The following is a 21227-nucleotide window of genomic DNA, read 5'->3' as shown; positions in this document are numbered from 1 at the left end:
TCAGGCGACCTCCTCCGTGGTGGCGGGAGCGCCCTCGCCCGTGGCACGGGCCACGAGCTCGTCGACCGCGGCGGCGGTCAGGAGCAGGCGGCCGGCACCGACGACGTCGGCGACGCCGACGTGCGCGGCGGGCAGCACGACGGTCTTGGGCAGGTTGCGGAACGACAGGGCCGTCCGGTCCTCGCCCGTGCCGAGCACGATCAGCGTGGAGCCGGTGGCGTCCCAGTCCTTCAGGGTGGACACGGCGGCCTTCGTCGACGGCGTGTCGAACGACGCGACGTTGAGGCCGGCGACCGTGCCGCGGCCGGCGTGCAGCGACAGGACGCTGCGCAGCGCGGCGCGCTTCTCCTTGCGGTTCACCTTGAACGTGTAGTGGCGCGGCTGCGGGCCGAAGACCGTGCCGCCGCCCGTCCAGATCGGGGAGCGCGAGGAGCCGGCGCGGGCGCGGCCCGTGCCCTTCTGGCGCCACGGCTTGGCGCCACCGCCGGAGACCTGGCCGCGCGTCTTGGACGCGGAGGTGCCCTGGCGGCGGGCGTTCAGCTCGTGACGGACGTTCTGGTGGACGAGCGGGCCGTTGAACTCGACGCCGAAGACGGCATCGTCGAGCTGCAGCGTGCCGCCGCCCAGGATCGGTGCATCAGGCATCGGTACGGACCTCCACGAGGCCGTTGCGCGGGCCCGGGACCGAGCCGCGCAGGATCAGCAGGTTGTCGTCGGCGTCGATCCGGACGATCTCCAGACCGGACTGGGTGACGCGCTCGCCACCCATGCGGCCGGGGCCGCGCAGGCCCTTGAAGACGCGCGCCGGGTACGCGGCGGCGCCGATCGAGCCCGGGGCACGCGTGTTGTGCGAGCCGTGGGTCACCGGGCCGCGGCCGAAGCCGTGGCGCTTGACGGTGCCCTGGAAGCCCTTGCCCTTCGACGTGGCGGAGACCTTGACCTTCTGGCCGGCCTCGAACGCGTCGACGGTCACGGCCTGGCCGACCTCGACGTCGACGTCCGCGTCGCGGAACTCGACGATGTGGCGGTGCGGGCCGACGCCGGCCTTCTTCAGGTGGCCGAGCTCGGCCTTGGAGAGGTGCTTCTCCTTCGTCGCGCCGTACGCGAGCTGGACGGCCTCGTAGCCGTCGCGGTCGGCGGTGCGGCGGCCCGTCACCGGGCAGGGCCCGGCCTCGAGGACCGTGACGCGCTCGACGGAGCCGTCCTCGAGGAACAGCTGCGTCATGCCGAGCTTCTTGGCGAGAATCGCTGCCATCCGGATCACCCAGCCAGTCGGATCTCGATGTCGACACCCGCGGGGAGGTGGTCGAGACGCTGGAGCGAATCGACCGTCTTCGGGGTCGGCTGGTGGATGTCGATCAGGCGCTTGTGCGTCCGGATCTCGAACGCCTCGCGCGAGTCCTTGTCCTTGAACGGCGAGCGGATCACCGTGTAGACGTTCTTCTCGGTGGGCAGCGGAACGGGACCGGAGACGGTGGCGCCGGTGCGCTGCGCCGTCTCGACGATCTCCTTCGCGGCCGACTCGATGGCCGACGTGTCGTAGGCCTTGAGGCGGATGCGGATCTTGTTTTGTGTGGCGGTCGCCATCGGGGCTCTCTGCTGTCCGTTCCGTCTGATGACTTGGGAAAGATCGGTGCTGGGTCCTTGCGGATCCGGGTGCTGGCGGTAGGCGCCTTGCGGCCCCGGCCCAGCGAACGGCCCCGGCCCGGACACGGGCGTCCGGATCGGGGGCGGCGAGTCGCGGGCGGCGGCGCCGCCCGCGACTCAGCGGGTGCTGCGTGCTACTGGATGACCTCGGACACGACGCCGGAGCCGACCGTGCGGCCGCCCTCGCGGATCGCGAAGCGGAGGCCCTGGTCCATGGCGATCGGCTGGATCAGCTCGATCTCCATCTGGACGTTGTCGCCCGGCATGACCATCTCCGTGCCCTCGGGCAGGTTGGCGACGCCGGTGACGTCCGTCGTGCGGAAGTAGAACTGCGGACGGTAGCCCGAGAAGAACGGGGTGTGACGGCCACCCTCCTCCTTCTTCAGGACGTAGACCTCAGCCTTGAACTTCGTGTGCGGGGTGATGGACCCCGGCTTGCACAGGACCTGGCCGCGCTCGATGTCCTCGCGCTTCGTGCCACGGAGGAGGGCGCCGATGTTGTCGCCGGCCTCACCGCGGTCGAGGAGCTTGCGGAACATCTCGACGCCCGTGACCGTCGTCTTCGACGGCTCGCGGATGCCGACGATCTCGACCTCGTCGCCGACGTTGATGACGCCCTGCTCGACGCGGCCGGTGGCCACCGTGCCGCGACCCGTGATCGAGAAGACGTCCTCGACCGGCATCAGGAACGGCTTGTCCAGCGCGCGCTCGGGCTCGGGGATGTAGGTGTCGAGCTGAGCGGCGAGATCCAGGATCTTCTGCTCGTACTCGGCGTCACCCTCGAGCGCCTTCAGCGCCGAGCCCGTGACGAACGGGATGTCGTCGCCCGGGAAGTCGTACTCGTTGAGCAGGTCGCGGACCTCGACCTCGACGAGCTCCAGGAGCTCCTCGTCGTCCACCATGTCCGCCTTGTTCAGGAAGACGACGATGTACGGGACGCCGACCTGCTTGGCCAGCAGGATGTGCTCACGCGTCTGCGGCATGGGGCCGTCAGCCGCGGAGACCACGAGGATGGCGCCGTCCATCTGCGCCGCGCCCGTGATCATGTTCTTGACGTAGTCGGCGTGCCCGGGGCAGTCGACGTGCGCGTAGTGCCGGTTCTCGGTCTCGTACTCGACGTGCGAGGTCGAGATCGTGATGCCGCGCTCCTTCTCCTCCGGAGCGTTGTCGATCTCCGCGAACGAACGAGCCTCGCCGCCGCCGGCCTTCGCCAGCACGGTCGTGATCGCCGCCGTCAGCGTCGTCTTGCCATGGTCGATGTGACCGATGGTGCCCACGTTGACGTGGGGCTTGCCGCGCTCGAACTTCTCCTTCGCCACTGATCGCTCCTAGGTGTGGTCTTCGATGGGTCGGTGCTGGGGGTGTTCAGCTCCGGCGTCGGGCGAACCCATGAAGGGTAGCCCGAGCCGGGGTGATCGTGCGGTCCGGGTACTACTTCCCGGTCCGCGCCGCGACGATCTCTTCGGCGACGTTCGACGGCACCTCGTCGTAGCGCTCGAACTGCATGGTGTAGGTGGCCCGGCCCTGGGTGGCCGAGCGGAGGTCGGTCGAGTAGCCGAACATCTCGGACAGCGGCACGTAGCCGGTGACGACCTGCGCGTTGCCGCGCGGCTCCATGCCCTCGATGCGGCCACGACGACGGTTCAGGTCGCCGATGACGTCGCCCATGAACTCCTCGGGCGTGACGACCTCGACCTTGAAGATCGGCTCGAGCAGGACCGGGCTGGCCCGGCGCGCGGCCTCGTTGAAGGACATGTTCGCCGCGATCTTGAACGCGACCTCGGAGGAGTCGACCTCGTGGTACTTGCCGTCCACGACCGTGACCTTCACGTCGACCATCGGGTAGCCGGCCTTCGGGCCGGTGTCCATGCCCTCGGCCAGGCCCTTCTCGACGGCGTTGTGGTAGTCGACCGGGATCGCGCCGCCCTTGATCTTGTTCTCGAACACGAAGCCCTCGCCGGGCGCCGGCTCCATGTCGATGTAGACCACGCCGAACTGGCCCGAGCCGCCGGTCTGACGGACGAACTTGCCCTCGACGTGCTCGACCTTCTTGCGGACGGTCTCGCGGTAGGAGACCTGCGGCGTGCCGACGTTGGCCTCGACGTTGAACTCGCGGCGCATGCGGTCCACCAGGATCTCCAGGTGGAGCTCGCCCATGCCGGAGATCTCGGTCTGGCCGGTCTCCTCGTTCGTCTTGACCTGGAAGGTCGGGTCCTCCTCGGCCAGGCGCTGCAGGGCGACGCCCATCTTCTCCTGGTCGGCCTTCGTCTTCGGCTCGACGGCCACCGTGATGACCGGCTCGGGGAAGTCCATCGCCTCGAGGACGATCGCGTGGCTCGGGTCGCAGAGCGTGTCGCCCGTGTAGACCTGCTTGATGCCGACGGCCGCCGCGATGTCGCCCGCGTAGACGCGGTCGATGTCCTCGCGGTCGTTCGCGTGCATCATCAGGATGCGGCCGATGCGCTCGGTCTTGCCGGTGTTCGTGTTGAGCACCTTCGAGCCGGCCTCGAGCTGCCCCGAGTAGACGCGGAAGAACGTGAGCTTGCCGACGTAGGGGTCGGTCGCGATCTTGAAGGCGAGCGCGGCGAACGGCGCGTCGTCGTCCGACGGGCGCTCCTCCTCCGTCGTCTCGCCGTCCTTCGCCGTGACGATGCCCTTGATGGCCGGGACGTCGAGCGGCGACGGGAGGTAGTCGATGACCGCGTCCAGCAGCGGCTGCACGCCCTTGTTCTTGAAGGACGAGCCACACAGGACCGGGTTGATCGACAGCGCCAGCGTGGCCGCGCGGATCGCCTTCTTCAGGCGGTCGACCGGGATCTCCTGGTCCTCGAGGACGAGCTCCATGAGCTCCTCGTCGAAGTCCGCCACCGCGTCCACGAGGCGCTCGCGGGCGGCGTTGGCCTCGTCCGCGTAGTCCGCCGGGATGTCGATGACGTCGAGGTCCTTGCCGATGTCGTCCTTGTAGACGGTGGCCTTCATCTCGACGAGGTCGATGATGCCGGCGAACTCGGCCTCGGCGCCGATCGGCAGCTGGATCGGCACGGCGTTGGCGCCGAGGCGGTCGATCATCGTGGTGACGGACTTGCCGAAGTCGGCGCCCGTGCGGTCCATCTTGTTGACGTAGGCGATGCGCGGCACGCCGTAGTCGTTGGCCTGGCGCCACACCGTCTCGGACTGCGGCTCGACGCCGGCCACCGAGTCGAACACGGCCACGGAGCCGTCGAGGACGCGCAGCGAGCGCTGGACCTCGACGGTGAAGTCGACGTGACCGGGGGTGTCGATGATGTTGATGCGGTGCTTCTGCCACTCGGCGGTGGTGGCAGCGGAGGTGATCGTGATGCCACGCTCCTGCTCCTGCTCCATCCAGTCCATCGTCGCGGCGCCCTCGTGCACCTCGCCGATCTTGTACGTGCGACCGGTGTAGAAGAGGATGCGCTCCGTCGTGGTCGTCTTACCGGCGTCCACGTGCGCCATGATCCCGATGTTCCGGGTCTTCTCGAGGGAGTACTTACGCGGCATGAAAGAGCTTTCGAGGTACGCAGACGACTTGGTGAGGCAAGGACCGGGGGCTCCGCGGTGACGACACGCCGACGAGACCGGGGTCTCGGGGTCGTGCTGCGCCGTGGAGGTACTGCGAGTCGCGCCGAAGCGCGATCCGCCGCCCGGTTCTCCGGCGCGCAGGGCACCGGCACCAAATGGGCAGCGGCGATGGACTATAGCAGAGCCTCGCCGGGGCCCGAAGCCCGCGGAGCGGTCCGCTCTGCGACGTCCATCACGCTGACGGCGCCGGGGCGCCGTCGCGTCGAGGCAGCCTAGCGCACCGCGCCGGCGGAACGGCCCCGGGCGCCGCCCCTCCCCCGCGCCGCGCCGACGAACGCCGCGGCGGGCGGAGCCGCTGCCCGCGGCGCTGCGGCGCCCGCGGCCCGAAGACGACGAAGGCCCCGCGGTGCGGGGCCTTCGAGGACGGCGATCGGCGCGGGGCGCCGAGGCGCTACCAGCGGTAGTGCGCGAAGGCCTTGTTGGCCTGCGCCATGCGGAAGATGTCGTCCTTCTTCTTGTAGGCGCCACCCTGCTGCTTCTGCGCCTCGAGCAGCTCGTTCGCCAGGCGCGCGGCCATGGAGCGCTCACGGCGACCACGGGCGGCCTCGACGAGCCAGCGGATCGCCAGCGTGCGCGAGCGGCGGGCGGGCACCTCGACCGGGACCTGGTACGTCGCGCCACCGACGCGACGGGAGCGGACCTCGAGCTGCGGCGTGAGGGCCTTGATGGACTCCTCGAGCTGCTCGACCGGATCGCCCGACGTCTTCTCCGCGAGGATCGCGAGGGCGTCGTAGACGATCTTCTCGGCGGTGCTCTTCTTGCCGTCGAGCATCACCTTGTTGATGACCTGGTGAACCAGGCGCGAGCGGTGGACGGCGTCCGGCTCGAGCGTCCGGGTCACCGCGCTGGAGCGACGAGCCATGGGCTACTTCTTCCCCTTCTTGACGCCGTACCGCGAGCGCGACTGCTTGCGGTCGTTCACGCCGGCGGCGTCGTGCGACCCGCGCACGACCTTGTAGCGCACGCCCGGCAGATCCTTCACGCGGCCACCGCGGACGAGCACGACGGAGTGCTCCTGCAGGTTGTGACCCTCGCCGGGGATGTAGGCCGTGACCTCGATGCCGGAGCTGATGCGGACACGCGCGACCTTGCGCAGCGCGGAGTTCGGCTTCTTCGGCGTCGTCGTGTAGACACGGGTGCAGACGCCGCGGCGCTGGGGCGCGGCGACCTTCTTCTTGCGCCCCGGACCCGACTTGAGGCCGGGGGTGGAGAGCTTCTTCGCCTTGGGCTTGCGCCCCTTGCGGACGAGCTGACTGGTCGTGGGCATGCGACGGGGGACAATAGCAAGGTGACCGGGGGCGTGCTCCGCGCCCCGGCGGCCGCGTGCGGCGCCGGGTCGAAGCAGGCCCCCGCGGACTCAGACCCCGGCGGCCCCGGCGGGGACGGGGGCCGACGCCGCCCGCGGCGCGGGCAGGAGCGCGGCGGCGACGACGATCATGAAGAAGGCGGCGACCTGGACGGCGATGCCGACGGGGTCGGTCGCGATGGGATCGCCGAAGACGAGCAGGCCGCCGAGGATGCCGACGACGTTGGCGCCGGTGGCGGTGATCGAGATGACCTCGACCGCCCCGCCCTCCTGCAGCGAGCGGGCCGAGATGTAGTAGGCGGACACGGAGCCCGCTACGGCGACGAGGATCCAGGGCGTGAGCACGCTGCCCCCGGCCGCCAGCACGCCCGTCGTGGCCTTCACCGCGACGTTGCAGACGCCGAAGAGGACGCCCGCGGCGAGCCCCATGAGCGGGCCGCGCAGGTGCGCGCCGCGCTCGTGCTGCCCGCCGAGGACCAGCAGCGCGCCGAGCGCCAGCAGGCCGCCCTCGAACGCCGCGAGGACCATGACCCGGAAGCCGCTGTGGGAGTCGCTGGCCGCGGGCATGGCGACCACGAGCAGCGCGAGGCCCAGGCCGGTGAGCAGCAGCCCCGCCCACTGCCGGCGGCCGACGCACATCCCGAAGACGCGGTCGGCGAGCACGGCCACGAGGACGATGCCGCCGGCGAGCACCACCTGCACCACCGACATGGGCGCCAGGGCGATCGCCGCGGTGTGGAACGCCCAGCCGACGGCGCCGACGAGCATGCCGGCGGCGAACCACTTGCTCTTCCACAGCGCCAGCCCCGTGCGCACGGGATGGCGCACGTCGACCGCGGGGGCCTCGTTCGCCCCCCGGTGCTTGTAGAGGAAGCCGAGGTTGGCGGCGAGGGCGCTGAGGAGGGCGAAGACGATTCCGAGCTGCAGCATGGTGCGTGAGCGGTGGCCGGGTCGAGTGCTCGGGGCCACGGTCCGTGTACCCCGTCCTGCGTCGTTCATCGGCCGGTCGTGGGGCAACCGTAGCGTCTCGACGTCCGGTGGACCCCCGGTTCGGCGAAGGTTTGCGAGACCGCAACCGGACTGCCACGGAGTTGACACGCAACACCGTTCGGAACAGGGATTCCGTGCTCTGAGAGCCGGGTGGGCCGCCCCGTCGGCGGACGCGTGATCGAGCGGCCCGACCCGCTCGCGGGAGCCGGAACGCGACGCGCCCCGGCGAACCGGGGCGCGTGCGGCGGCGACCCCCGCGGGGGCGCCGGACCGCCGCCCCGGAGGGCGGCGGCGATGCGGTCGATCAGGCCTGGTCGTCGCCGGGCTGCGGCACGTCGAGCTCGATCAGCTCGTCCGCCAGGTCGCCCTGCGTGCCGCCGAGCTGCTCGAGGTCCCGCAGGTCCTGCGAGAGGTCGTCGCCGTACGGCTGCGCCCCCTCCAGCCCCAGGTCGCCGAGCAGGCCGTCGTCCTCGAGGAGGGCGACGTCACCGGCGTGCGGCAGCGGCTCCGTCGGCTCGATCTCGATGCGGCGGTAGTGGCGCAGGCCGGTCGCCGCCGGGATGAGCTTGCCGATGATGACGTTCTCCTTCAGGCCGAGGAGATCGTCGCGCTTGCCCTCGAGGGCGGCGTCGGTCAGCACCTTCGTCGTCTCCTGGAAGGAGGCGGCCGAGAGGAACGAGTCCGTGTTCAGCGAGGCCTTGGTGATGCCGAGGATGACCTCCTCGTACGTCGCCTTCTCGCCGCCCTGCTCCTCGATCTGCGCGTTGACGCGGAAGAACTCGTTCCGGTCGACGAACTGGCCGGGCAGGAAGTCCGTGTCGCCCTTCTGCTCCACGCGGACGCGCTTGAGCATCTGGCGCACGATCAGCTCGATGTGCTTGTCGTTGATGTCGACGCCCTGCGACTTGTAGACCGCCTGGACCTCCTTGACCAGGTACTGCTCGGTCGCGGTGCGGCCCTGGAGCTCGAGGAGCTCGTGCGGGTACAGCGAGCCCTCGTTGAGCTGCTCGCCGACGGTCACGCGCTGGCCCTCCTCGACGAAGAGGCGGGTGCGGCGCGGGAACGTGTAGCGGTGCTCGTCGCCCGCGGCGTCGGTGATGACGACCGTCAGCGCCTTGTCGGTGGACTCGACCGCGACGACGCCGTCGTGCTCGGCGATCTTCGCCAGGCCCTTCGGCTTGCGGGCCTCGAACAGCTCCACGACACGCGGCAGACCGTGCGTGATGTCCGCGCCGGCGACGCCGCCGGTGTGGAACGTGCGCATGGTCAGCTGGGTGCCCGGCTCGCCGATCGACTGGGCGGCGACGATGCCGACCGCGTCGCCGATGTCCGCGAGCTGGCCCGTGGCCATCGAGCGGCCGTAGCACGCCTGGCAGATGCCGGTCAGCGCCTCGCACTTGTGCACGGAGCGCACCGGGATCGTCGGGCGGTCCAGCGGCGTGCCCAGGCGCTCGAGCTCGACGACGCGCTGGTTGTCGATCTCCTCGCCCTTCGGGATCAGCACCTCGCCCTCGACCACGAGGTCCTGCGCGGCGATGCGGCCGGCCAGGTTCGGGTTGAGGTCGCCGGTCTCGTCGAACACCGGCAGCTCGATGTAGCCCTCGGTGCCGCAGTCGTGCTCACGGATGATCACGTCCTGCGAGACGTCGACGAGACGACGCGTCAGGTAGCCCGAGTCGGCCGTGCGCAGCGCGGTGTCCGCGAGGCCCTTGCGGGCGCCGTGGGTCGAGATGAAGTACTCGAGGACGTCGAGGCCCTCCATGAAGTTCGCCTTGATCGGCCGCTCGATGATCTCGCCCTTCGGGTTCGACATCAGGCCGCGCATGCCCGCCAGCTGACGGATCTGCTTCAGCGAGCCACGAGCCCCGGAGTTGGCCATCATGTAGATGGGGTTCCGGGAGTCGAAGTGCTGCTCCATGGCGTTGGCGACTTCCTCCGTCGCCTCGTTCCAGCGGTTGACGATCAGCTCGTGCCGCTCGTACTCCGTGATCAGGCCGTCCTCGTACTGCTCCTCGATCCCGGCGACGATGCCCTCGTACTTCTTGATGATCTCGCCCTTGCTCGGCGGGATCACGACGTCGTTCTTCGAGATCGTCACGCCGGCGCGCGTCGCGAACTCGAAGCCGAGGTCCTTGAACGCGTCGAGGACCGTGGCGATCGTGCTCGGGCCGTAGATCTGGACGAGCTGGTCGATGAACCGGCTCGTGTCCTTCTTCTTCATCGACTGGTTGATGAAGACGTACGTCGACGGGTCGTACTCGTCGCCGAGCGTCTCGATCAGCGCCCGCTCGATGCGGTCGTTGTAGATGACGCGGCCGAGCGTCGTGAGGACCGGCTCGCGGCCGTCGGCCCGGTACTCGACCAGGTCGTGCAGCTTCGAGCCGCCGTGCTGGTCGGCCAGGGTCGCCTCGGAGGCCGTGCGGAAGACGCGCGGCTTCGGCAGGTCGGAGGGCCACTCGCCGGCGTAGAGCTTGCGGTGCAGCTCCTCCAGCTCCGTGGGCTCCGGCCCGAGCGTGACGTAGTAGCCGCCGATGACCATGTCCTGCGACGGCGTGGCGAGCGGCTGCCCGTTCGACGGCGACAGGATGTTGTTGCTCGAGAGCATCAGCAGTCGCGCCTCGGCCTGGGCCTCGGCGGACAGCGGGACGTGCACGGCCATCTGGTCGCCGTCGAAGTCCGCGTTGAACGCGGCGCAGACGAGCGGGTGAACGCGGATGGCCTTGCCCTCGACGAGCACGGGCTCGAACGCCTGGATGCCGAGGCGGTGGAGCGTGGGCGCGCGGTTGAGCAGCACCGGGTGCTCCTGGATGACCTGCTCCAAGACGTCCCAGACCTCCTCGCGCGACTCGTCCACGAGGCGCTTGGCGGCCTTGATGTTCTGCGCGTCCTTGCGCTCGACGAGCTGGGCCATGATGAACGGCTTGAACAGCTCGAGCGCCATCAGCTTCGGCAGGCCGCACTGGTGCAGACGCAGCGACGGGCCCGACACGATCACGGAGCGGCCGGAGTAGTCGACGCGCTTGCCGAGCAGGTTCTGGCGGAAGCGGCCCTGCTTGCCCTTGAGCATGTCGGACAGCGACTTCAGCGGACGGTTGCCGGGGCCCGTCACCGGGCGGCCGCGGCGGCCGTTGTCGAAGAGCGCGTCGACGGACTCCTGAAGCATGCGCTTCTCGTTGTTCACGATGATCTCGGGCGCGCCGAGGTCGAGGAGCCGCTTGAGGCGGTTGTTGCGGTTGATGACCCGGCGGTACAGGTCGTTCAGGTCCGAGGTCGCGAAGCGGCCGCCGTCCAGCTGCACCATCGGGCGCAGATCGGGCGGGATGACCGGGACGGCGTCCAGGATCATCATCTCGGGCTTGTTCGGCTGCGCGTAGTACGGCGCGTTGTCCGGGTCGTAGAACGCGGACAGGACCTTCAGGCGCTTGACGGCGCGCTGCTGCTTCTGGCCCTTGCCGTTCTTGACGAGGTCCTCGAGGTCCTCGCGCTCGTGCTTCAGGCAGATGCCCGGCTGGTCGCGGACGTCGAGGTCCATGCCCGGCTGGCGCTCGGGATCGACGTCGCGGCGCGGGGCCTCGCGGTCGTACTCCGGCTTGAGGAGCATGAGCTCGCGGATGTGCTCCGCGCCCATGCCGCCGCCGAAGTACTCGCCGTAGCCGTACGGCGAGCCGAAGCGCATCTTGAGCTCGCGGAAGAACGTCTCGTCCGCGATCACCGTCTGCGGGACGAGGTCGTCCTTCTCGATCGGCTTGTCGGTGTAGGCCTTCAGCGGCCACTCCTCGCCCTCGGCGGGCGGGTCGTCGCTCGGCTCGAGCTTGTTCGCGAAGAGCTTCCACACCTCGCGCAGGCGGGCGCGGGACTCCTCGTAGTGCGAGCGGAGGTCGTCGATCTCGGCCGTGAGGCTCTTCTTCGTGTCCGCCAGGTGCTTCTTGCGCTCGTCGTCCGTCAGCTTGCCGACGGCGATGTCGAGCGACTCGGCCCACAGGTGGTCCTCGTCCGAGAAGCCGTCCTGGGAGCCGTCCTGCAGGTACTGGGTGCGGGCGGCGAGGGACTTCTCGAGCGCGTCGAGCTCGTCCTTCTCCATGGCGGCGGACTGGTCGAGGTCCTCCTGCACCTGCTGCTCGAGCTCGGGCAGGTCGCGCCAGCGCGCCTCCTGGTCGACCCAGGTGATGATGGACGCCGCGAAGTACAGGATCTTCTCGAGCTCCTTCGGAGCCATGTCGAGGAGGTACCCGATGCGGGAGGGGACGCCCTTGAAGAACCAGATGTGGCTCACGGGGGCCGCGAGGTCGATGTGGCCCATCCGCTCGCGGCGGACCTTCGAGCGGGTCACCTCGACGCCGCACTTCTCGCAGATGATGCCCTTGTAGCGGACGCGCTTGTACTTGCCGCAGTAGCACTCCCAGTCCTTGGTCGGACCGAAGATGCGCTCGCAGAAGAGGCCGTCGCGCTCCGGGCGGAGCGTGCGGTAGTTGATGGTCTCCGGCTTCAGGACCTCACCGGAGGACCAGGAGCGGATCTGCTTCGAGGAGGCGAGGCCGATCTCGATGGCGTCGAACGTGTTGATGTCGTGCACGGTGTGGGGATTCCCTGTCGTGTGCTTGGCGGGGCGGGGTCGGCCCGGCGCCCCCTGGGGAGGGGGCGCCGGAGAGCCGTTCCCTACGCCTCGTCCTCCGCTGCCGGCGCGTCAGCGCCGGCGTCCGCCTGCACGGTGGCCTCGCCGGCCACCGCGGGGGACTCGTCGTCGGTGTCGGTCGCGCCACCGGTCTGCTCGTCGGCCGCCTCGTCGCCGAGGTCGGCGCGCACGCCGCCCAGGTCGATGCCGAGCTCCTCCGCCGCGCGCAGCAGCTCGTCCTCGTCGTCGACGCCGCCCTCGACGCCCTCGTCGTGGATCTCGCGCACGTCGAGCGAGAGGGCCTGCATCTCCTTCAGGAGCACCTTGAAGGACTCGGGGACGCTCGGCTCGGCGATGTTCTCGCCCTTGACGATCGCCTCGTAGGCCTTCACGCGCCCGACGGTGTCGTCGGACTTGATCGTGAGCATCTCCTGCAGCGTGTAGGCCGCGCCGTACGCCTCGAGCGCCCAGACCTCCATCTCGCCGAAGCGCTGGCCGCCGAACTGCGCCTTGCCGCCCAGCGGCTGCTGGGTGACGAGCGAGTACGGGCCGGTCGCGCGGGCGTGGATCTTGTCGTCGACGAGGTGGTGCAGCTTCAGGATGTACATGAAGCCGACGGTCACCTGCTCGTCGAACGGCTCACCGGTGCGGCCGTTGAAGAGCGTCACCTTGCCGGACGCCTGGGTGCCCTCCGGGCGGGACGTGTCGACGTCCATCCGGATCGCGCCGCCCTGCGACGTGTGGTGCTCCTGCCACTTCACGAGCGCCTTGTCGACGTCGGCGACGGACGCGCCGTCGAAGACCGGCGTCGAGACGTAGACGCCGCCGCGGTCGTTCTGGTCGCGCTGCTCCCAGGCCTCGGTCCCGTCGGGGAACCAGCCCTGCGCCGCGGCCCAGCCGAGGTGGATCTCGAGCACCTGCCCGACGTTCATGCGCGACGGCACGCCCAGCGGGTTGAGGATGACGTCGACCGGGGTGCCGTCCTCCAGGAACGGCATGTCCTCGATGTCGACGATCTTCGAGATGACGCCCTTGTTGCCGTGGCGGCCGGCGAGCTTGTCGCCCTCGGAGATCTTGCGCTTCTTCGCGACGAAGACGCGCACGAGCTCGTTGACGCCGGGCGGCAGGTCGTCGCCCTCGTCCTTGTGGAACGTCTTGACGTCGATGACGACGCCGCCCTCGCCGTGCGGCACCTTCAACGAGGTGTCGCGGACCTCGCGCGCCTTCTCCTTGAAGATCGCGCGGATCAGCTTCTCCTCCGCCGTCAGCTCGGTCTCGCCCTTCGGCGTGACCTTGCCGACGAGCAGGTCGCCCGCGCCGACCTCGGCGCCGACGCGGACGATGCCGCGGTCGTCGAGGTTGCGCAGCGACTCCTCCGCGCGGTTCGGGATGTCGCGGGTGATCTCCTCGTCGCCGAGCTTCGTCTGGCGCGCGTCGATCTCGTACTCCTCGATGTGCACCGAGGTGAGCTCGTCGTCGGAGACGAGGCGGCGCGACAGGATGATCGCGTCCTCGAAGTTGTAGCCCTCCCACGACATGAAGGCGACCATGAGGTTCTTGCCCAGGGCCATCTCGCCCTTGCTCGTGGAGGAGCCGTCCGCGAGGACCGCGCCGGCCGCGACCTCCTGGCCGCGCTTCACGAGCGGGCGCTGGTGCAGCAGGTTGCCCTGGTTCGAGCGCTCGAACTTCTCGAGGTGGTACTCGTCCCGGCCCTCGGCGTGCTCGACGACGATGCGCTTGGCGTCGACGTACTTGACCGTGCCGGCGTTCGTCGCCAGCACCACGTCGCCGGAGTCCTGGGCGGCGCGCGCCTCCATGCCCGTGCCGACGCGCGGGGCGTCGGTCTTGAGCAGCGGCACGGCCTGGCGCTGCATGTTCGCGCCCATGAGCGCGCGGTTCGCGTCGTCGTGCTCGAGGAACGGGATCATCGCCGTGGCGACGGACCAGATCTGCTGCGGCGACACGTCCATGAGCGTGACCTGCTCACGGGGGACCACGACGTACTTGCCGGCCTGCGTGCGGCAGAGGACCTCGTCCTCCTTCAGGGTGCCGTCCGCGTCGAGCGGGGCGTCGGCCTGGGCCGCGAGGTGCTCCTCCTCCTGCGTGGCGTCCAGGTGGACGACCTCGCCGGTGACGCGGCCGTTCTCGACCACGCGGTACGGGGTCGTGACGAAGCCGTGCTCGGAGACCTGGGCGTACGCCGACAGCGAGCCGATCAGGCCGATGTTCGGGCCCTCCGGCGTCTCGATCGGGCACATGCGGCCGTAGTGCGTCGGGTGGACGTCGCGGACCTCGATGGGCGCGCGCTCGCGCGTCAGGCCGCCGGCGCCCAGCGCCGACAGGCGGCGGCGGTGCGTCAGGCCCGAGAGCGCGTTGTTCTGGTCCATGAACTGCGAGAGCTGCGAGGAGCCGAAGAACTCCTTCAGCGCCGCGGAGACCGGGCGGATGTTCACGATCGACTGCGGCGTGATCGTGTCCTCGTCCTCCGTCGTGAGGCGCTCGCGGACGACGCGCTCCATGCGGTAGAGGCCGACGCGGAAGGCGTCCTGGATCAGCTCGCCGACCGTGCGCAGGCGACGGTTGCCGAAGTGCTCGTACTCGTCGAGCAGGTCGGCGACGGGCTCGCGCGGCATCGCGGCGGCCTCGGCGGCGTAGTCCTTGATCTCGACGTCGTCGTCCTCGGGGATGCCGAGCTCGCGCGGCAGGCGGATGAGCTCCGCGATCAGCGCGTAGATGTCCTCGGGCGTCAGGTGCCGCGTCTCGAGGTCGATGTCGAGGTTCAGGCGCGAGTTGAGCTTGTAGCGGCCGACGCGCGTCAGGTCGTAGCGCTTGGGGTCGAAGAACAGCGTCTGCAGGAGCGCGTACGCGGCGTCGACCGTCGGCGGCTCGCCGGGGCGCTGCTTCTTGAACAGCTCGATGAGCGCGCCCTTCTTCGTGCGCGTCGCCTCGGTGTCCGTGAGGAGGGTGTTGCGGATGTAGGCCGAGCCCTCGAAGCGGTCGAGGAGCGTCTGGTCCAGCGCGTCGACGTCGGCGTCCGACTCCTCGACGTCCGCGTCCAGCTCGGGGTTGTACTCCATCGCCCGGAGGAGCACGGTGACCGGCAGCTTGCGCTTGCGGTCGATGCGGACGAAGACCTTGCCCTTCTTGTCGATCTCGAGCTCGAGCCACGAGCCGCGGGCCGGCATGAGGTTCGCGACGAAGACCTGCTTCTCGCGGTCCTTCGGCTCCATGAGGTAGGCGCCGGGCGAGCGGACGAGCTGCGTGACGACCACGCGCTCCGTGCCGTTGACGATGAAGGTGCCGCGCTTCGTCATCCACGGGAAGTCGCCCATGAAGACGGACTGCTCGCGGATCTCGCCGGTCTCGCGGTTGACGAACGCGACCTCGACGGAGAGCGGCCGCGAGTACGTCTGGCCCTTCTCCTTGCACTCGGCGAGGGTGTGCGTCTCCTCGCCGAACTCGAGCTCGCCGAACTCCACGGCGAGGTTGCCCGTGTAGTCCTCGATCGGGCTGATGTCGTCGATGGTCTCTCGGAGTCCGCCGCCCTCAGCATCCACGAGCCAGTCGAACGACCGGCGCTGGATGTCGATGAGGTTGGGGACGTCGAGGACCTGATCCAGACGCGCAAAGGTGCGACGCGTGCGCAGGGCGTTGACCGTGGACAAGGCGGGCGACTCCTCGGGGGTGTCGTGTATCGGGCGAGGATCCGCGACCGGACGCGCCACGAGGACGGCGGACGGACAGCGAACAGAGGAAAACTAGCACACGGGGATCTGAACCCCCGTGGGAGGGCGGTCGACGCTCACGGACCCCGTCCGCAGGCCCGCGTATGTGGCGCGGGACCCGATGGGTGGACGGCTGCGACTATCGGTCGACAGCGGCATTGTAGGGGAAACGCCCGAGCGGCGACGGGGCGTGCGGCCCGCGGCCCCGGCCCTGCCGTGCCCGCCGTCACGAGCGCGCGCGATCGTCCCCCCGCCCCGGAACGACGACGGCCCGCCCCCGCGGTGCGGGGACGGGCCGGGTCGGCGGTCGCGGCGGCCGGGGCGCAGGCCCCGGCGGGCCGGATCAGCGGCTCAGGCGGACGGTGATCGTCCGGGCCTTCTGGCCCTTGGCCTTCAGGACCAGCTTCGCCGTGCGGACGCGCTTGCCGCGGAGCGCCTTCGCCGCCGCGCCCTTCGCCTTCAGGCGGACGGTGACCTTGCCGCCGGCACCGATGCGGAAGCTGGCCGTGGCCAGGACCGCGCCCTTGCGCAGCGACGTGCCGCCGACGGCGCTCGTGGCGGTGAGCGTCGCCGTGCCGGACGTCGGCGCGCCGGCCTTCGAGCGGACCACCGCGGTGACCGTCGCGCGGCTGCCCGTCGCCGCGACCTTCAGCGTCGCGGTCCGGAGCGACAGCGTCGACGCGGCCAGCGGCGCGCTGCCCGTGCCCGTCGAGCCCGTGCCCGTGGAACCCGTGCCCTGGGGGGCCGGCGCAGGGGCGGGCGCGGGGGCCGGGGCAGGCGCCGGGGCGGGCGCCGGGGAGGGCGCCGGGGCGGGCGCCGGGGAGGGCGCCGGATCCTCGGCCACCGGGCCGGCGGCGGCGGTCGCGCGGAACGTCGCGGTGGCGCTGTCGTCCGCCGTCGTGGCGTCCTCCGTGCTGGTGGTGACCGACGCGGTGTTCGCGACGTCCTTCACCGCGGTCTCGCCGCCCGTGCGGGTGCCGAGGCAGAGCAGGCCGATCGTGGCGTGCAGCGTCTGGTCGGTCGGGTTGTAGAACCGGAAGTCCCGGTTGACCGGCTCCGGGTCGTTGCCGAGCGAGACGAGGCCCGGGGCGATCTGCGTCGAGGCCGCGATCCCCTTGCCGTCGCCGCACTCCACGCGCTCCACGATCTTGTCGTTCGTGGCCGCGCTCGGGCGCACGTCCACCTCACGGGTGCGGGCGTAGAGGTCGAGCTCGTGCGCGTGGCCGTTCGCGACCCCCGTCGTGACCGACAGGCAGCGGACCGCGAACGACGCGTCCGTGAACTCCGGGACGGTCACCGCGAAGCGCCAGGTCGCGCCGTCGCGGAACGAGCCCTCGACCGTGGCGTCGCCGCCGTCGAACGTGGTGCCCGGCGCGATCGGCACGCGGCCCGGGCCGCAGGTCAGGACGACCGTGTGACGCCCGGCGGTGAGCCTCTCGTTCGAGACGACGGGCTTCGAGACCAGGAGGTCGTGGCGGTGACCGGAGACCTCCGTGGTCTGCTGGGTCACGCAGACGACCGTCACCTTCGCGTGGAGCAGGCCGGCCGTGTCGTTGCGGGCCGTGCCCGTCCAGCCGCGGCCGTCGTCCGTCCCGCGGCTGGAGAGGACGCGCACGTCGGAGAAGCTGCCGGCGTTCTGCGCCGTGTCGTCGAGGCGGACGCTGCCGTCCGTCGCGAGGTAGCCCGACGGGCAGGTCGTCACCTGGCTCTTCGTCGCGTGCGCCGCAACCGGGAAGTCCGATTCGATCTTCGTGATGTCGAGCTGGTGGTTGGCGTTCGGATCCGGGTTGGAGGCGATCGCGTCGACCGTCGTGCGGACGAGGATCGTCTTGGCGGTCCCGGCCGCGACGGTGCCGAGCGTGCAGGTGAGCTGCGCGCCGGCGTTCGTGCAGACGGCGCCGCCGCCGGTCGCCGAGGCGAACGTCGTGCCGGCCGGGAGCGTGTCGGTGACGACGACGTCCTGGGCGGCCGCGGGACCGGAGTTGGTCGCCGTCAGCGTGTACGTGACGGTCTCGCCCGGCTTGGCCTGCGTCGTGGAGGCGGTCTTCGCGATCGAGAGGCCGGCCGTCTTCACGACGGGGACGGCGATGGCGGCGGCGTTGTTGGACGGGTCGGAGTCGTTCCCAGCGAAGACGCGCGCGTCAGCGGCGACGGTGTCGCCCACGTCCTGTGTGACCTTGACCGTCAGCACGACCTGGACGCTCGAGTCCTTGCCGAGCTGCTTCGGATCGAGGGTGCACAGCGCGTACCGGCGCTGGTCGACGTCGCCCGCTGCGGGCGCCGTGACGGCGCAGCTCGCCCCGCTCGCACCGACGAACGACGTGCCGTCCGGAACGGGGATACGCAGGGTGGGCGACGACGGCGCAGCAGGACCAGCGTTCTTGACGGTCGCCGTCAGCTTCAGCGTCTCACCGGCGCTCGTGCGGCCGGCGCTGCTGGCGAGCGTGACCGACAGGTCGCTCGCGGTCTGCACCGGCGTGCTCGTGGCGGCGCTGTTGTCGTCGACGTTCGCGTCCGCCTCGACGCTCTTCGCGGTCGCGAGGGTCGCGACCGACGCCGGGGCGTTGCCCTGCGCGACCGTGAGCGGGACCGCGATCGCCGCGGCCGTCGCCTTGGCGTCGATCGTGCCGAGCGCGCACGTGACGATGTCGCCGTTCTTCGCGTCCGTCACCACCGCGCAGCGCGAGTCGAGCCCGGCCTCCACCACGGTGGTGCCCGCCGGGACCGGGAAGGTCACCGTGCTGCCGGTCGCGGAGGAGCCGCCCTTGTTCTCGACGCCGACCCTCCAGGTGTAGGTGCTGCCGGCATCGAGGATCTTCGGCGCGCCGTCGATCACGTTCGTGACGACGAGGTCGACCGGCTCCACGGCCACCGTGGCCGCGGCCGCGTTGTCGTCGGCGTTCGGATCGGTCTCCGTGCCCGCGACGGACGCGGTGTTGCGGAGGGTGCGGCCGGCGGTGCCGGCGGCCGCCTTGGCGACGACGGTGAACCGCTTGGTGTCGCCGCTCGCGAGCGGGCCGACGGCGCACGTGACGGTGCCGCCGCCGGCGGTGCCGGAGCAGCCCGGCGCGGACACGAGCACGAGGCCGGTGGGCAGCGTGTCGGTGAGGACCGCGCCGGTGGAGCCGCTCGGCCCGGCGTTGCGGACGTCGAGGTCGTAGGTGACCTCGTCGCCGACGGCGACGTCCCCGGCGCGGACCGTCTTGGTCAACGACAGGTCGGCCACGCGGGTGGGCGTGCCCGTGGACGTGCCGGCGTTGTTCGTCAGGTCGCCGTCGCCGCCGCCCGCGACGGTCGCGGTGTTGGAGACCGCGCCGTCACCCGCGCCCACCGTCGTGTGGATCGCGATCGCGGGGTAGGAGGCGCCGGCCGCGAGCGGGTCGTTGCGCGTGCAGGTGAACGTCCGGTCCGACGTCGTGCAGGACCAGCCCTGGCCCTCGACGGCGGGGGTGCCGCGCGGGGTCAGGCGCGCGGGCAGCGGGTCGGTCACGGTGACCGTCCCCTGCGTCGCGGCGTCGCCGCCGTTGCGGACCCGGACGGCGTAGTCGTAGTCGCTGCCCTCGGTGAACGAGCCCGAGCCCGTCTTCGTGACCGTCAGGTCGGGGGAGCGCACCGTCGCGGTGGCGGAGGACTCGGCCGTCAGCGGCGTGCCGAGGCTGGCCGAGTTGAAGGAGGACGTCGCGAGGTTGACGACGTCGGTCCTCGACGCGATGGCGGGGCTGGGACCGCCGACCGTGACCTCGAAGGTCACCCGGTAGTCCGTGTTGACGGCCAGCGTGCCGCCGGCGGTCGCGGTCGAGCCGCTGCCGATGCGCGCGACGATCCGGCGGTTCGCGGCGTCGTACTCGGCGCGGTCGTCGCCCGCGGCGTCGGTCGCGGCCGCGGTGCTCGTGCCACCCGCGGCCGGGGACACGGCGAGCGTGCCGGCCCGGTACGTCGTGTTCGCCGGGACCGGGTCGCGGAGCACGAAGCCCGTGGCGCCGTCCTGGCCGGTGTTGCGGCCGGCGATCGTGTAGCGCAGGCGGTCGCCCTGCTCCACGGGGTCGTCGGCGGCCTTGCCGGGCGTGACGTTGGCGACGGTCTTCGTCTGCTCGACCTTCGGGGCGTACAGGTCCGTCGCGAACGTGACGACGCCCGGGGCGTAGACGTCGCTCGACGTCGTCAGGCCGATCGTGGCGCTCGTGGCGTTGTTCGCGATGTACGAGTTGTCCACGCCGAGCATCGCGACGTCGAAGCCCAGGTTGTTCGCGAAGCTCGGCGTGCGGCCGTCGCGCAGCTGCCCGTCGCGGCTGATGCGCGAGTCGAAGAAGTTCGTGGCGGGGTGCTGCGCGTCGCTGAGCGTCTTGCCGTTGAGCGTGGCGCCGTCGCCGGCGTAGCCCGCGTCGCCCTCGTAGGCGACGAAGCCGAGCGTCGTCTTCACGGGGCCGGCCGGCGGCGTCTTGAAGCCCGAGACCGAGATCGTGCCCGAGCCCCCGCTCGAGATCGTCTTCAGGCCGTCGAAGATCGTCAGGTTGCGGGCGGGCTGCGTCGTGTCGCGGTAGGCGACGACGAGCGACCAGCCGGCCAGCGTGTCCCCGCCCGTGGAGGCCTGGACGTTGGCGACCGTGTAGGTGCCGGCGCCCGCGGCCTTCACGAGCGAGGTGACGTCGGCGACGCCCTGGTAGATGCCCTGCGAGCCCTCGTCGGTGGTGCCGGTGACGGTCTCGTAGCCCGTGCCGCCCGGCACCCGGAGCTTGACCGTGCCGCGCGCGCCGGCGTTCGGCGCCGACTGGCCGCCGGAGCCGGCGGCCGTCCGGGCGCCCCAGTACAGGCCGGCGTAGAGCACCGTGGCGCCCTTGGGCAGCCCGAGCGCCGCGCGGCTGGAGTTGAACGTCGAACGGTCGTCGTCGACGTCGACGTAGTCCATGTCGTACGCGTTGTTCGTCAGCGCGGCGCTCGACTGGGTCGTCGTCCCGGACGCCTGGGAGCCCGTGCAGCCGGACGCCGACGACGGGCAGGTCATCAGCGTGTTGCCGACGATGTCGATGTCGCCCGTGTCGTTCGTCGAGAAGCGGGGCGTGAACGCGCGGTCCGCGGCGTGGGCGCCGGTCGCGGCGGCCAGCCCGAAGGCGGCGACGAGGAGGAGCAGGACGGCGAGCGCGGACGAGCGCCGCCGTGCCGCACGGGAGGGAGAAGGCACGAGGACTGGCATCGACACGGGCATCGCCTTACTTGAACGTCCGGACGGGACGGCCGGACGCATGTTGGGGGCAGGGCATGGACGCGACGGTACGAGCGGCGCGTATCGGACCGGCATCAGAAGCCGCCTTCGGAGGTGTCATCACCCCCCTGTCGGGGCGGGCCGTCG

The 21227-nt window shown here is 70.9% G+C and carries 10 protein-coding genes and 2 pseudogenes; all 12 read right to left on the bottom strand.

All coding sequences use genetic code 11. The features are described 5' to 3' along the window. The 12 genes and pseudogenes from rplD to J3P29_RS20310 all read right to left on the bottom strand — a co-directional run bounded on the left by rplD (window position 1) and on the right by J3P29_RS20310 (window position 21059). Complete coding sequence (gene rplD, locus J3P29_RS05395) at window positions 1-645, bottom strand: 50S ribosomal protein L4 (protein ID WP_210492003.1); 645 nt, start codon at window positions 643-645, stop codon at window positions 1-3. Beyond that, a complete protein-coding gene (gene rplC / locus J3P29_RS05390) occupies window positions 638-1255 on the bottom strand; it encodes a 50S ribosomal protein L3 (protein WP_210492002.1) in 618 nt (205 codons plus the stop codon). Before rplC ends, rplD begins: the two co-directional genes overlap by 8 nt. Window positions 1256-1260: 5 nt before the next feature. Next, window positions 1261-1587, bottom strand: coding sequence for a 30S ribosomal protein S10 (gene rpsJ, locus J3P29_RS05385; RefSeq protein WP_210492001.1), 327 nt, complete (start codon window positions 1585-1587; stop codon window positions 1261-1263). A gap of 194 nt (window positions 1588-1781) precedes the next feature. Continuing rightward, on the bottom strand, window positions 1782-2966 hold the full coding sequence (gene tuf / locus J3P29_RS05380) for an elongation factor Tu (protein WP_210492000.1): 1185 nt from the start codon (window positions 2964-2966) through the stop codon (window positions 1782-1784). A gap of 112 nt (window positions 2967-3078) precedes the next feature. After that, window positions 3079-5166, bottom strand: coding sequence for an elongation factor G (fusA, locus tag J3P29_RS05375; protein WP_210491999.1), 2088 nt, complete (start codon window positions 5164-5166; stop codon window positions 3079-3081). Between the two features lie 472 nt (window positions 5167-5638). Then, window positions 5639-6109, bottom strand: a complete 471-nt coding sequence (gene rpsG, locus J3P29_RS05370; protein WP_210491998.1) for a 30S ribosomal protein S7 — start codon at window positions 6107-6109, stop codon at window positions 5639-5641. Between the two features lie 3 nt (window positions 6110-6112). Beyond that, the gene (gene rpsL / locus J3P29_RS05365) at window positions 6113-6514 is read right to left on the bottom strand and encodes a 30S ribosomal protein S12 (protein WP_026912982.1); all 402 of its coding nucleotides are present in this window, start codon (window positions 6512-6514) and stop codon (window positions 6113-6115) included. A gap of 90 nt (window positions 6515-6604) precedes the next feature. Further along, window positions 6605-7483: a DMT family transporter gene (locus tag J3P29_RS05360; protein ID WP_210491997.1), complete on the bottom strand. Its 879-nt coding sequence runs from the start codon at window positions 7481-7483 to the stop codon at window positions 6605-6607. Window positions 7484-8048: 565 nt separating this feature from the next. Beyond that, window positions 8049-11246, bottom strand: a pseudogene (rpoC, locus tag J3P29_RS05355) (DNA-directed RNA polymerase subunit beta'); the annotation flags it as partial. 405 nt (window positions 11247-11651) lie between these two features. Beyond that, window positions 11652-12116, bottom strand: a pseudogene (locus J3P29_RS20665) (DNA-directed RNA polymerase subunit beta'); the annotation flags it as partial. Window positions 12117-12199: 83 nt separating this feature from the next. Beyond that, complete coding sequence (locus tag J3P29_RS05350) at window positions 12200-15820, bottom strand: DNA-directed RNA polymerase subunit beta (protein ID WP_210491995.1); 3621 nt, start codon at window positions 15818-15820, stop codon at window positions 12200-12202. Between the two features lie 403 nt (window positions 15821-16223). Continuing rightward, a complete protein-coding gene (locus J3P29_RS20310; RefSeq protein WP_210491994.1) occupies window positions 16224-21059 on the bottom strand; it encodes a DUF11 domain-containing protein in 4836 nt (1611 codons plus the stop codon). Window positions 21060-21227 lie beyond the last annotated feature (168 nt).

This window comes from Patulibacter sp. SYSU D01012 (assembly GCF_017916475.1).
In the GTDB taxonomy this organism is placed as follows: domain Bacteria; phylum Actinomycetota; class Thermoleophilia; order Solirubrobacterales; family Solirubrobacteraceae; genus Patulibacter.
This window is presented reverse-complemented; position numbering and strand designations above follow the sequence as displayed.

What these genes read in the sequence shown, in the direction of transcription:
- rplD (WP_210492003.1), bottom strand. Translation starts at nt 645, where the DNA reads ATGCCTGATGCACCGATCCTGGGCGGCGGCACGCTGCAGCTCGACGAT.
- rplC (WP_210492002.1), bottom strand. Translation starts at nt 1,255, where the DNA reads ATGGCAGCGATTCTCGCCAAGAAGCTCGGCATGACGCAGCTGTTCCTC.
- rpsJ (WP_210492001.1), bottom strand. Translation starts at nt 1,587, where the DNA reads ATGGCGACCGCCACACAAAACAAGATCCGCATCCGCCTCAAGGCCTAC.
- fusA (WP_210491999.1), bottom strand. Translation starts at nt 5,166, where the DNA reads ATGCCGCGTAAGTACTCCCTCGAGAAGACCCGGAACATCGGGATCATG.
- rpsG (WP_210491998.1), bottom strand. Translation starts at nt 6,109, where the DNA reads ATGGCTCGTCGCTCCAGCGCGGTGACCCGGACGCTCGAGCCGGACGCC.
- rpsL (WP_026912982.1), bottom strand. Translation starts at nt 6,514, where the DNA reads ATGCCCACGACCAGTCAGCTCGTCCGCAAGGGGCGCAAGCCCAAGGCG.
- J3P29_RS05360 (WP_210491997.1), bottom strand. Translation starts at nt 7,483, where the DNA reads ATGCTGCAGCTCGGAATCGTCTTCGCCCTCCTCAGCGCCCTCGCCGCC.